This is a genomic window from Sutcliffiella horikoshii, assembly GCF_019931755.1.
GTDB classification, from domain to species: domain Bacteria; phylum Bacillota; class Bacilli; order Bacillales; family Bacillaceae_I; genus Sutcliffiella_A; species Sutcliffiella_A horikoshii_E.
The window spans coordinates 938060-952190 of sequence record NZ_CP082918.1; the positions used below are offsets into that span (position 1 = coordinate 938060).

Genomic DNA, 14131 nt, shown 5'->3' on the forward strand with positions numbered 1-14131 from the left:
CCCAGACCACGGGGCTGTGCTTCTTATTGTGTGTTACAATCTACTTTAGAAAGTCGAAATCCACCCTGAAAGGAGAACACCACATGAACATAAAAGTAGATAAAAAACTCATCCAAGAAAGATGTGGTTCTGTTTCCTTGAAAAGCGGGGAGGCATTTCGCAGAGCGGATAAAGTAAAAATAGAAGAGTGGACTAGTGATAGGTGTGTTGCTGTCGTTACAGCGTCCGAGGATTTCCGTGTTGTCGTGACGGGGGATGGCACGGGAGACTTTCATACAAGCTGTACCTGTCCAAAGCTTGCTTCTGTAAAAATAGAATGTCAGCATATTGCAGCTGTGCTTTTGACGATATATGAAAACCACATGTCACAACATGACCTTTCAGAGGAAGTGTTCCGTCTATTCCAGGCAGATAAGAAACCAACAAGCGGCAGTCAGCTTCATTTTGAAAAAAGAGAAGTGGTAGACGCAGCTTTTGGCATGAAACCGGTACTAAAAGATAAAGAGAATTTTCTTGGAATAGAGCTTTTGTTGAACCAGAGCGTTGTACAAGATCCACGTAAACTATTACATGCTATAAAGAATGGAAAGCAAAGTGACTTGTTTGACCCAGAGGTTCATTGCTTTAAAAAAGAAGCGGATGCTGTTATTCAGCATTTGATAGACATTCTTGATGATGAAAAAACATTTTTAGAGGAAATGGAGATTTTGCCACAAGAACTAGTTCTCCCACCTTCCTCTTTTAGAAAAATTGCACCGCTTTTACAGCAGGTAGATGTGAAAATGCACCTTAATAAACTAGTATACGATGGCTTTAAGTTAAAAAAAGAGCCACTTTCCCTTCATTTTTCTTTTACAGAAGAAAATGCAAATGGGGTAATGCTGAAGGTTGATGGGCTAAAGAGTTTATTAGTTTTCAGAGCCTATAATACAGTTTTCAAGGATGGTTCCTTTATTTCCTTGGATACAGATGACTGTCGTCGAATTGCTGAATTGAAAAGAATGTTAGATTCATCAAGGACGAATTCTATCCCTATTGCTCTAAATCAGGTGCAGATGTTTGTTGAAAAGGTAGTGCCAGGCTTACGGAAGCTTGGAAAAGTGGAACTCGATGAAACGGTTGCTAAACGTTTTGAAAAAACTCCGTTAGTAGCGAAGCTCTATCTGGACAGAGTGAAAAACCGGCTTTTAGCAAGTATAGAGTTTCAATATGAACAGGTGATGATTAATCCATTAGATCTAAGAGAGCATCGCATGAACACCATGATTATTCGCGATTATGATAAGGAGCAAATGATCCTTGATTTTATGGAGGAGAGTGAATTCGGAAGTACGGAAGAAGGTTACTTTCTGCACAACGAAGAGTTGGAGTACAAATTTCTTTATCATATGCTTCCTAAGTTGCAGCGTTTTGTACAAGTCTATGCGACTACTGCAATTAGAAATCGGATTTTTAGAGAGAATGCTAAACCACAAATACGGATTAGGGTAAAGAAAGAGCGGACCAATTGGCTTGAATTTAAATTTGAAATGGATGGTATTCCGGAATCGCAAATCAGGGAGCTTTTAAGTGCACTAGAGGAAAAAAGAAAATATTATCGTTTGAAAAATGGCTCATTGCTTTCCTTGGAAACAAGGGAATTTGAAGAGATACAACGCTTCTTGCAAGCCAATCCAGTGCAGGATGAGGATTTAGAACAGGGTTTGAATGTGCCTATTATCAAGGGATTCAAAATGATGGATTCTGTAACAGATGATGCCGTGTTTTCTTTAGAAGAAAGCTTCCGGCAATTCCTAGAGGAAATCCGAAACCCGAGTGGTGAAAATATTCCAGTCCCAAAGCAAGTGGACAAGATTTTAAGGGATTATCAAATACATGGATACAAATGGATGAAAACGTTGGCTCATTATGGTTTTGGTGGAATCTTGGCAGATGATATGGGGCTCGGGAAAACCTTGCAGAGTATCACATTCATACTCTCGGAGCTACCTGATATTCGCCATAAAAAATGTCCGGCATTAATTGTGTCGCCTTCTTCTTTAACTTATAACTGGATGAGTGAACTGAAGAAGTTTGCACCAGAGATCAAGGCAATCGTTATGGATGGAACTCGGAAAGATCGTGAACATGCCTTTTCTAGATTAAAGAAAGTAGATGTCGTCATCACCTCGTATCCTTTGCTGCGACGTGATATTAACCTATATGCGACTAACCTTTTCCATACAGTATTTTTTGACGAAGCACAAGCCTTCAAAAATCCAGTAACACAGACGTTTCGAGCAGTGAAAAGAGTGAAATCTGATTATAAATTTGCTTTAACTGGGACACCTGTAGAAAACTCTTTGGAAGAGCTGTGGTCTATTTTTCATGTTGTCTTCCCGGAGTTGTTTATGGGATTGAAAGAATACAGCAATCTGACTAGGAAAACCATAGCGCGGCGGATCCGGCCATTTATGCTTCGACGCGTGAAAGAGGATGTACTGGCGGAGTTGCCGGAGAAACTCGAAAGCTTGGAATCAGTAGAGCTTTTACCTGAGCAAAAGAAGCTCTATGCGGCCTATCTTGCAAAGCTTCGACACGATACATTGAAGCATTTGAACAAAGATACATTGAGGAAAAATAAAATTCGGATACTAGCGGGGCTAACAAGGCTTCGTCAGATATGCTGCCACCCCTCGCTTTTCGTTAACGGATATAAGGGAAGATCCGCCAAGTTTGAAATGCTCTTACAGTTGATTGAAGAGTCCCAGCGTTCAGGCAGAAGGGTGCTTATTTTCTCCCAATTCACAAAGATGCTGGAGCTGATAGGGAGAGAGCTTGCCAATCAAGGACTTCCCTACTTTTATCTTGACGGCCAAACTCCTTCAGAAGAAAGGGTGGAGCGTTGTGAAAGGTTCAACTCAGGGGGAAGAGACTTTTTCTTAATTTCGCTAAAGGCAGGGGGGACTGGTCTTAACCTGACTGGTGCCGATACGGTCATCCTATATGACCTTTGGTGGAATCCGGCAGTGGAAGAGCAGGCTGCTGACCGGGCACATCGAATGGGACAAACACAGACGGTCCAAGTGATAAAACTTGTGGCACGGGGGACAATTGAAGAAAAAATGAACGAACTGCAAGATAAAAAGAGACATTTAATTGAAGAAATCATAGACCCTGATGAGAAAGTGTCAAAAGCATTGACTGAGGAGGATATCCGAGAGATTCTGTCCATTTAGGGGAGGTTGGTGTGTGAGTTATGACAGAGAAGAAAAAATTGTATGAAGTGGATTTGTATAAGCCTATTCAGAAGCATTTTGTGAAAGAAGGCTATGAGGTTTACGGGGAAGTGAACGACTGCGATATTGCAATGGTTAAGGGGGACGCAGTAGTTGTTGTGGAGTTGAAACTGACTTTAAATGTACAGCTGCTCATCCAAGCGACAAAAAGGCAAAAGTTGACGGATCTTGTGTATATAGCAATCCCGAAGCCGTCATTCAGTAGACGTTCCAAGCGTTGGACGGATCTGTGCCATTTGATTAAACGGCTTGATTTGGGATTGATTGTCGTTTCATTCAGCGGGCGAGGTAAACGTGTGGAGGTCATGTTTGATCCGGTTCCGTTTGACCGGGCGAAAAGCATGCGCCAGAATAAACGGAAGCGTGATGCATTGGTAAAGGAAATGAACGGCCGTTCTTCTGATGTGAATCTTGGCGGAAGCAACCGGGTGAAGATAAGGACTGCCTATAAAGAGAATTGCGTTAGGATTGCATGCTATTTGGAAAAGTTCGGTCCCTTGTCCCCAAAAGCACTGCGGGATTTAGGTGCGGGTGAAAAAACCTCTTCTATATTGACAAAGAATTATTACCGTTGGTTTGACCGAGTGAAACGGGGAACCTATGTGATAAGCGAAAAAGGGAAAACGGACCTTCGCGAGCATGCAGAGCTTGTGGAGCATTTTTTGGAGGAAAAGGAAATGGAATGAGTTTGAGACTCTCCTGCCTCTTTAAGGGTGGGAGGGTCTTGTTGATTTTAGAGTTTAGGATGACATGAGGAGATGTGCAGATACCTATAGGGGGTATAAGGATAGGGAATCGGGCGAAAATTCAAGGTAATCGGGCGATAATAGCGAGGAATCGGGCGAAAATTTCAATTTACGGGCGATTTTTAAGATTATCGGGCGATTTTCAGGTGCAATCGGGCGATTCGTAATAAAAAGGATGAATATAAACTTGAATGTGCCGAACATACCCCCACCCTCGGTCGCCAAATCCTAACATTCAGGACTTTTGCCCCTGAACAGAACAAATGTTTTCATGTAAAATAGCTAAAATGTGGTGCTGCATAACCGAAGATTTCTAAAATCTCGATTCAGAACGTCAGACAGAGGTGAAACAAAACATGAATGGTACCGCACATGCAGCCATTGGGGCAGCAACAGGTTTTGCTGTAGCAAACACGTTACAGACGACACCAACAACAACCTTAATATTAGTTAGTCTGGGAACCATATCAGGTCTTGTGCCAGACCTTGATATTGACGGAAAACTTCGCGGGCGCATCACATTATCCCATACGGTGACGAGAACCATCGCACAAATGATAGGGACAATGATGATTCTATATAGTTTATATGAGGGAACACTGGAGGAGAAATTAAGAGGGATCGGAATCGGAGCTCTTATGATTGTCATTTCCTCATTCATAAAACAAAGACATATGCTGACCATCACTGGTGCCGGTGTTCTACTTGGAGGGGTGAGCTTGCAGGAAATGTGGATGATACTTTTTGGTGTCTATATCATAATAGCTTCCCTGGTATCCCACAGGAGTTATACCCACTCCATACTTGGTGCAGTATTCTTCGCCTACATAGCTTTAAAACTTGAACACTCTCTTTCTATCAACGGAGTATTCTTAACATGCACCATCTCCTATATCAGCCACCTAATCGCTGATATGAAAGTTTTGCCTTTCAACAAGAGAGGGATTAAACTATTTCTGCCAGTTTCATCAAAGGAAATATGAAGAAGAAAGGGCCAAGTCCAAGAATAAATGGACAGAGGCCTTTTTTCTAAAGAAATTCCGTCGGTCCGAGTATCCAAACTCGACCATCGTTTCCTCTTACTGGTATAATCAATCTAGATACTTATGCACGTTTTCAGCATCAAAAACCAATGAAAGTGGGAGTTGCGGTGAGCTTTAAGAAAAAACAATTTGTCGGCCTGGGAATTACGGTGATTTCGCTTGTTGTGCTATTATCTGTAATTTTATTTATGACCAATTCCATGAAGACAAATATGCTGGAAATAGTAGAGGACAGATATTACAAAGTTAACAAAGCAACTGATATCAGGCAGTTGTTCTATGAAACAGACAGACAGCTGTTGTTTGTTATCAATAGGGACGATGCGGAGGATATTACTGATAATCTAGCAAATATTGCAGAAAACAGGGAAGCTGCTCGGACCAATATCATAGAGTTGGAAGCTGTTTTAGATCGAAGCGAAACAAAAGCATTAATTAGTAGTATTCAAGAACGTTACAACTCCTATTGGAATATGGAGCAACAAATCGTTTCCGAAATTAATAATGGTGCTTCCAATGAAGACCTGCAGGAAATCTATGTCTCTCAACTAGATACAAGATCAGCACTTCTGCAAGACATATCAGATTTCAAAGACATACAGGAATCGTATATGCAGGATACCTTGGCAAGCGCAAATGAAACCTATCAAACTCTTATGGTTATCATGATAGCTGCTGTTATTCTATCATTAATGGTAATAATCGTTACCACACTCTGGGTGATTCGAAGCACCAATAGTCGCTTAGATGAAGTGAAGAATGGAATTAAGGACATTGATTATGATGACCTATCCACTTTGCCGAGACTAAGCACAGATATTAAAGATGAAATTGGAGAAATATCGGTAGCTTTTAATACGATGGCTTCTTCGATTGAAACTTATCATAAGAAAGAAAAACAGTTCACAGAAGAAATTGGCAGACAGAACTGGGTACAAACGAACTCTGCCGATATTATCAACCTTTACCATCGCAATGTTTCCACCGATTCGCTTGCAGAAAAGTTCATTGCAACCTTGACACCTCTTATGGATGCAAAACTTGGTGCTTTTTATCTGCTGGATGGAGAAGGAAAAGAAGCATCGTATAGAAAAATTGCGACATATGCCGACGGTGCAGAAGATGTTGGTGGAGAAGCATATAAGCTTCGGGAAGGGTTGGTAGGGCAGTGTGCTTGGGATAAGAAGATGATTATCCTTGAAGATGTACCTGAAGGATATTCCGTCGTAACGACAGGAATTGGCCATATTAAACCGAAGAGCATTATCATTGCTCCTGTCATCATAAAAGATGAAGTTATCGCCGTTATCGAAATGGCTACACTGACAGAGTTTACGAAAACTCATCGTCAGCTTTTGACTAAGGTGTTGGAGACGCTTGGAATAGCTATCACGAACATTCTAGGAAGAATGGAAGTCGAGCGTCTGCTACTTGAGTCCCAAGCGCAAACAGAAGAGCTGCAATCTCAATCTGAAGAATTGCAGGCTCAGTCAGAAGAGCTTCAAACACAATCTGAAGAGCTGCGTATGATCAATGAACAGCTTGAAGAACGCTCTCGTGATGCAGAGCAGAAATCTGCAGATCTTCAAAAAGCAAAAACGGAGCTTGAAGAAAAAGCGAAACAACTTCAACTAAGTTCCAAATATAAATCAGAGTTCCTGGCAAATATGTCCCATGAGCTGAGAACACCGCTTAATAGTATTCTACTTCTATCAGAAATGCTGGCAGAAGATCCAGAAGACCAACTGACAGATGAACAAAGAGAGTTCTCCCGTGTCATCAATTCTTCTGGTCAAGATCTGTTGAATCTAATCAATGATATTCTGGACCTTTCCAAAGTGGAAGTGAAGAAGCTTGAAGTGATGTTTGGGGAAGTGAATGTGGAAGAGTTCATCAATCGACTGGAGCTCCAGTTCACCCATATCGCAAAGCATAAAAAACTGGATTACGAGATTGTTCGAGGCAATCAGTTACCTGATGTATTTTTCACAGATGAACAGCGTCTTCAGCAGATTGTGAAAAATCTATTATCCAATGCCTTTAAGTTCACAGAACAAGGGAAAGTATCCGTGAAGATTGAAAAAGCTCCAAAAAGGGATATTCTAAGAGCGGATGTTAATGTAAAGGCAGATACTTGGTTGAAGATTTCCGTGGAAGATACCGGAATCGGTATTTCCAAGGACAAGCAATCCCTTATCTTTGAAGCATTCCACCAAGGCGATGGAGCGACTATGAGAAAGTACGGCGGAACCGGACTTGGCCTTTCCATCTCCAAGGAATTCTCCAACCTATTGGGAGGCAGTGTGTTTGTGGAAAGTGAAGAGGGTGAAGGAAGTGTCTTCACTCTATTAATTCCTAGTCTGCCAAAAGGAATGCCTCAGTTGAAAGAAGTAGAGGCAGCGTGGCAAGAAGTAGCTTCCACTTCCGAAACAGAATTGTTGGAAGAGGAAAACATGGTTCTAGATATGGCGAGGAAAGAGGAAGTCATCAAAGAGCCGCAAATAGTGGAAGAGGATGACATTTCCAATATCTTAAAAGGGAAGACGGTTGTGGTGGTAGATGATGACCATCGAAATGTCTATGCCCTTAACAATGCCCTGAATAAAGAAGATATGAACATTTTAACAGCTGAGAACGGGTTGCAATGCCTCGATATCTTACATGAAAATGAGCATGTAGATATCATTTTAATGGATATCATGATGCCGGTCATGGATGGATATAAAGCTATCAAAACAATCCGTAATCTAGAAAAACATAAAGACGTTCCAATCATTGCCTTGACAGCAAAAGCGATGAAAGGTGATCGGGAGAAATGTCTGGAAGTGGGAGCTTCTGATTATATCAGCAAACCACTTAAACTAGATCAGCTATTATCTGCGATGCGAGTTTGGGTCGCTAAAAATTAGGTTATAGACAAAGGGGACGGTTACGGTTCGTTGGACGCGAGTAGCCGTTCCTTTTTGTAAGATTTGAGATTTTGGAGGCAAGATTACAAGTGGAAAAGCAAGACTTGGAGTTAGATTTATTCTTAACCGCAGTTTATCGGCTTTCGGGGTTTGATTTTCGAAAATATATGAAGTCTTCCATTATGAGAAGAGTGGAAAATAGATTAAGGCTGGAAGGTTTGAAAAACATCACTCAGCTGACAGAACAAGTAATACATCACGATGTGTTTTTGAAAAAAGTATTAGATGACTTTTCTATCAATGTTACAGAGATGTTCCGAGATCCTTCCTTTTTCTTGTCATTCCGAGAAAAGGTAATTCCTCTTTTAAGAGAATTGCCGGAAATTCGGGTATGGCATGCAGGCTGCTCTTCTGGAGAGGAAGCCTATTCCATGGCTATCCTTTTGGAAGAAGAGGGCGTTGGGCATAAGTCAAAAATCTATGCAACCGACATGAACGAGAAGATTCTGGAGAAAGCGCAAAAAGGGATCATCCCCCTTTCCAAAATGAAAACCTACACGAAAAATTATATGCAAGCTGGCGGGAAAACGGCCTTTTCGGAATATTATCATTCTGATCATCAGTTTGCGTATATTAATGAAGACTTGTTGAATAGAATTGTCTTTGCACAGCATAATCTTGTGACAGACCGTTCGTTCAATGAGTTTCATATAATTGTTTGCCGTAATGTATTGATTTATTTTAACTTGGAGCTGCAGCATAATGTGATTCAATTGTTTCAGGAGAGTCTTGGAGAAGAGGGTTTCCTGGGGCTTGGAAGCAAAGAGGCGTTACGTCTTGATGCACATCCTGGTTTTGAAGAGTTTGATTTGTATGATAAGATATACCGCAAAAAAACGGAGAGCTAGGATTCTAATCCTGCTCTCCGTTTTTTATATGTAATTATCTTGCTTGTATCATTACGACACACATATCGTCTGAGGCTTCTTTTTGCATGTCATCAGGTAAGACTAGATTAATAGGTTCTGGGATGTTTGAAAGATCCCAGAGTTTTGAGGCTGATTTAATGAACTGAGGGTATTGATTCATGCCCACCTTTTCCATTGTTTCAACCACACCATCTGTATAAAGCATGATTTGTACGGAATCTTTGTAAGTGATCTTCGTCTTTTTGACATCCACGTTCTCGAAGAACCCAAGGGCACATGTTCGATTAGATAACTCCACTACTTCATCTTCATCAATGAGTGCAAAACCAGCGGGGTGACCAGCATTAACATATTCCATTGATTTTTCATTTGTATCTATGACAAGGTAAATAGCTGTAAAATAATATGGAATTTGCTGATTGCGTAAATTCAGCGCATGCATCCATCGATTCAATTCGCTGATAACGAATTCGGGGTCAGCGCATCCTCGGATGGAGTCTCGCAGTACCGAAGAGATGAACATGCATACTAAGGAAGCGGATATTCCGTGCCCCATCATGTCCAGCAGTATGACCGCATATCTTGAATCGTCGATCTTATACCAATAGTACATGTCGCCTGCCAGTTTATAAGCGGGGATATAGGAGGCTTTTACAACAAATCTGTCTTCAATGATTGGTTCACTCAACAGACTGTTCTGCACTTGTTGGGAAAGATCCAATTGACTTTTTATCTTTTCTGCCTGTTTTTTATTCTTGTCTTTCTCCTGTTTCAGCCTAAGGACCACTCGGATACGTGCCAATAGTTCTGTCTTATTGATCGGCTTCATTACATAATCCAAGCCACCTGCATCCAGTGCTTCTGCTACTTTATTAGAATCTTCTAGCGCCGTTACAAAAATGACAGGGATGTCTTTTAGGTGTGGAATAGTCTGGAGAGTTCTACACGCTTCAATACCATCAATTTCAGGCATCATGATATCCATCAAGATGATATCGACGGGCATTTTAGTTGAAGCGGAATTATCATTATGTAAATATGTAAACATCTCATTAGCGGATGTGAAGGATAAGTAATCTTTGTATCCTGCTCTTTTTAAGATATTTTCTATGACGAACAAATTTACTTGGTTATCATCTACAATTAGTATGCCCATATCCTTTTGTCTCCTCTATCTTTCTAAAATGGTAAACACCCCACATGTTTATACCCTTTTACTATACAGATAAAACCTTTTTCCGCAATATATTTAGCTGAAAGTTTGTTCACGTTTTGGCTATCAGGTTTAAGGGTAGTTTGCTTGTTAGGAAGGTTCTTTAACTACTAACTCTAGAGGTGATGTAATGGAAACCGCAGTTCGTTCCACAAAAGGTAAATTGCTGACAAAGGAAGAAATGACAAATGAGAAGATTGTACCCAAGTGGGTTGTGCAAGAATATAAAAATTTCCGGGAAGTTGTAACAAATAAAACATTTCCTTGTTATTTTGGAATGAGTGCAGAAAAGAAAGGGGAACTTCGGTATTCCTATATTAGTCATGATAATTGGAGCCATTTACCGGATACTTTAAGAGAATTTAACGCCCTGTTTGATCCAGAGAAACCACTCGTTCGACATGGTCTTTTTCTTTTTGTGGAGCCAGAGAAAGAAGAAAAAACTATCCCATACTATCGGGAATATTTCTGGGATATATTGCAGTTCTTACATATGAAAGATGATCAACCATGGCCTAAAGATTATCCTACAGATCCAGATCATCACCTGTGGGCCTTTTCCTTTGCAGAAGAGCCATATTTCGTCTTCGGTAATGCTCCTGCCTACAAGCAGCGAAAAACCAGAGATTTAGGGAACAGTCTCATCCTAGGTTTCCAGCCAAGAAGGATATTTGAAGGACTGGAAGGTACGTCAAAGGGTGGTATCATGTCCCGTGAGAAGGTAAGGGAGCGTGTGGAGAAATGGGATCAGCTTCCAACACATCCTAATATTAGTCATTACGGAGATCCAGACCATCGAGAATGGAAACAATATTTTATTGGAGACGATGTAAAACCTATGGAAGGTAAATGTCCTTTTTCCATGATGAAAAAATAGGAAGTGTCCAACTAACGATATGGATGTTCAGAATATTTTATCTTCTATTTATATTTTCTGGTATGATAGATATAGATTGTCCGAAAATAACGTAGAAGGTGGCTGGCAAGTATGGACGCTGCTCAGAAACTCATTTTGTTTTTAGAAGAAAATCACGATCAATTTATCCGGAATTGGAGAAATAAAAGTGTCATTTCGGAAGATGATATATACAAGGAAGAAGTAGTGCGCAACGGCTGGCAAATGTATCAGCTTATTAAAAAAGCCATTAAAGATCCTTTGACTGAGGACGAAATCATTCAGCTCGCAAACAAGACAGCGCATGAACGAGTACAAGCTAATGTCAATATCAGCGAGTTCGTTTTCAATGTGAATACGGGCAGGAGTGAAGTTGTAAGGTGGGTGTGGAATTCTGGAATTCCCTCGGAGGAACTGCAACCTTTCATCGACCAAATAAATGCCCTTTTTGACAAGTTTTCTTATCTTGCGGTTAGAAAGTACACGCAAATTAAAGAAAAACAGTTGGAAGAAAAAGAGCTATATATTAACCAGACCCATAAAGAGCGACTTACTATTCTTGGACAGATGAGCTCAAGTTTTGTCCATGAATTTAGAAACCCATTAACCTCTGTTATCGGGTTCACTAGGCTCTTGCAGAACGAACTTCCTGATCATCCGTATTTGGAGATAATGCGTCATGAATTGGATCAACTTAACTATCGTATATCTCAATTTTTACATGTTTCTAGAAAAGAATTGATTGAGAGTAAGCGAGAAGAAGTGAATCTGTCCTTCCTGTTGCAGGAACTGGTAGAATTCTTGTATCCTAGTTTATTAGACGGGGATGTAGTCATTCAGTTGGACATTGATCCTTCCATAACCATGATTGCCAATAAAGATGAATTAAGGCAAGTTTTTCTGAATCTGATTATTAATTCAATTGATGCCCTGCAACAGACGAAGGACGGGTCGCGCACCATTCAAGTGGTATGTGTGGAAAATGGGCCATTTACCGAGCTGTCCATTACCAATAATGGACCGAAAATTGAAGAGGAAGCGATCCACGCTATTTTTGAACCGTTCTTCACTACAAAGGACTTAGGAACAGGAATAGGTCTGTACATTTGCAAAAAATTAATTGAAAAGCACGATGGAGAAATATATTGTCGATCGGATGATGACAAGACCAGCTTTGTTATTCGTTTACCTAATACATTAAAAAATGAAAAATCCTCCTAAGATAAGAGCAGGAGGATTGTTTTTGTTGACAAGCATCAAAATATGTATTATCTTAATAACAATACTTTAACACCTAAAAGCGTTTAAGCGTTTAAGTGTGTTAGCGGAATTTAGCCGAGTAGAGCTTAGTAGATAAATAGACTGATGGCCATGTATAAAAGTAGTTTTCCTTATTGCAGCAGAAAGAGACTGGATGGTTGGTGAAAATCCAGGCGTAGTGGAAATGAAGTACAGTACATATTTTTTACAGCTATCATTGCAGATGAGTGGGCAATCATTATTTTGCCAATTAGGGTGGTACCGCGGAGCTTCTTCGTCCCTTAGTTTGGGGATGAAGAAGCTTTTTTGGTGCAAATTAACAGGTAGAGAATCTTTTTTTGGAGGGAACATCATGGAGCAGCAAATACAAAAAGGAAACACACACATTAGCGGACTTGCAGCTCTTAGCTTGATTTTCAGCATTATCGCTATCATTTCTATATCATTATTTATTTTCAAAGCAGAGCCTCATATACCCATTTTTGCGAGTATAGTGGTCTTAATTGTATTTTCCTTAGTGAAAGGACATTCATGGGACTATATTGAAAAGGGTTTAAAGAATGGTTTAAAGGAAGGTCTTACCCCTATTATATTATTTATTCTGATTGGAATTTTAATCGGGGTATGGATGCTGTCTGGTACCATACCGACGTTCATCTACTATGGAGGACAGCTGATTTCCGCTCCATTCTTTCTTCCCAGCGTGTTTATCATCACCGCTATTATCGGGATCAGCATAGGCAGTTCTTTCACTACTGCCGCTACGGTTGGGGTTGCCTTTATCGCACTTGGGACCGGCATGGGGTTTAATCCGGCTATTGTGGCAGGAGCAATCATTTCGGGGGCACTTTTAGGAGATAAGATGTCACCTTTATCAGATACCACAAATATCGCCTCTGCAGTATGCAAGGTTGATTTGTTTGAGCATATCCGCCACATGTTATGGACAACCATTCCTGCAACAATCATTTGTTTGGTGGTATTCGGTATTATCTCTACTGGTAATGGAAGTGGGCAGGTAGGCGATTTTGCAGAGTTGCCTATGGTATTAAAAGAGGAAGGCATGGTCAGCATTTGGGCATTGTTACCGGCTGTTGTGATGTTTGGAGTAGCACTAAAACGCGTGCCTGCAATTTTTGTCATGATGATCGGCATTATCGTTGGTTCTGTTATGGCATTCATCCTTCAACCAGAAGTTCAAGTGGCCCAACTTATGGATGTGATGCAAAATGGATATACCGGCTCAACAGGCGATGAAGCGATAGACAGCATTTTGACAAAGGGTGGCATCCAAAGCATGATGTGGTCAGTATCCCTAGTGTTGCTTACTTTAAGCATGGGTGGATTGATTCAGCAACTGCGGGTGATGGAACGCTTACTCGTCATGATCCAAGCATTTGTATCGTCCACTGGCAAGCTGATTTTCGCTACCGTAGCAACGGCAATAGGAGTAAACGTAACAGTAGGAGAACAATATATGTCCATCATCTTGACTGGACAAGCCTTTGAAAAGGAATATGAGAAGCAAGGAATTGCACCTAAAAACTTGGCACGAGTACTAGAGGATGCCGGAACAGTCATCAATCCATTAATTCCGTATGGAGTAAGTGGTGTGTTCATGGCAGGGGTGCTTGAAGTACCTGTGTTGGATTACTTGCCGTTTGCTCTTTTTTGCCTAATCAGTCCATTATTAAGTCTGTTTTATGGATTTACCGGGATTAGTATTAGGAAAAGAGAAGAAGTAAAAGGGTAAGGGAGCAAATTAAAAAGAGCAAGCAGTCAACAGGGATGCTTGCTCTTTTTCTTTAGGGATAAAATAAATACAGTTGATTTCCGTTCCAGGCGCTTCGCTTGCCTG

The 14131-nt window shown here is 40.7% G+C and carries 9 protein-coding genes; 8 read left to right on the forward strand and 1 reads right to left on the reverse strand.

What is annotated here, in order from left to right:
• Window positions 1-83 precede the first annotated feature (83 nt).
• The 5 genes from K7887_RS04890 (at window position 84) to K7887_RS04910 (ending at window position 8884) form a co-directional block, all read left to right on the forward strand.
• A complete protein-coding gene (locus tag K7887_RS04890) occupies window positions 84-3218 on the forward strand; it encodes a DEAD/DEAH box helicase (RefSeq protein WP_223492464.1) in 3135 nt (1044 codons plus the stop codon).
• Window positions 3219-3238: 20 nt separating this feature from the next.
• Window positions 3239-3964, forward strand: a complete 726-nt coding sequence (locus tag K7887_RS04895; RefSeq protein WP_223492465.1) for a DUF2161 domain-containing phosphodiesterase — start codon at window positions 3239-3241, stop codon at window positions 3962-3964.
• Between the two features lie 416 nt (window positions 3965-4380).
• The gene (locus K7887_RS04900) at window positions 4381-5007 is read left to right on the forward strand and encodes a metal-dependent hydrolase (protein WP_223492466.1); all 627 of its coding nucleotides are present in this window, start codon (window positions 4381-4383) and stop codon (window positions 5005-5007) included.
• 167 nt (window positions 5008-5174) lie between these two features.
• Window positions 5175-7976: an ATP-binding protein gene (locus tag K7887_RS04905; protein ID WP_223492467.1), complete on the forward strand. Its 2802-nt coding sequence runs from the start codon at window positions 5175-5177 to the stop codon at window positions 7974-7976.
• 89 nt (window positions 7977-8065) lie between these two features.
• Window positions 8066-8884, forward strand: coding sequence for a CheR family methyltransferase (locus K7887_RS04910; protein WP_223492468.1), 819 nt, complete (start codon window positions 8066-8068; stop codon window positions 8882-8884).
• A 34-nt stretch (window positions 8885-8918) separates the two neighbouring features.
• Here K7887_RS04910 and K7887_RS04915 read toward each other — a convergent pair whose 3' ends face one another.
• Window positions 8919-10061, reverse strand: a complete 1143-nt coding sequence (locus tag K7887_RS04915; protein ID WP_223492469.1) for a SpoIIE family protein phosphatase — start codon at window positions 10059-10061, stop codon at window positions 8919-8921.
• Window positions 10062-10248: 187 nt separating this feature from the next.
• On the opposite strand from K7887_RS04915, the gene K7887_RS04920 reads away from it, so the two are divergent.
• The 3 genes from K7887_RS04920 (at window position 10249) to nhaC (ending at window position 14026) form a co-directional block, all read left to right on the forward strand.
• Complete coding sequence (locus K7887_RS04920) at window positions 10249-10995, forward strand: YqcI/YcgG family protein (protein WP_223492470.1); 747 nt, start codon at window positions 10249-10251, stop codon at window positions 10993-10995.
• 111 nt (window positions 10996-11106) lie between these two features.
• Entirely contained in the window at window positions 11107-12234 is a 1128-nt protein-coding gene (locus K7887_RS04925) for a histidine kinase N-terminal domain-containing protein (RefSeq protein WP_223492471.1), read from the forward strand.
• Window positions 12235-12625: 391 nt separating this feature from the next.
• A complete protein-coding gene (nhaC, locus tag K7887_RS04930; protein ID WP_223492472.1) occupies window positions 12626-14026 on the forward strand; it encodes a Na+/H+ antiporter NhaC in 1401 nt (466 codons plus the stop codon).
• Window positions 14027-14131: the final 105 nt, after the last annotated feature.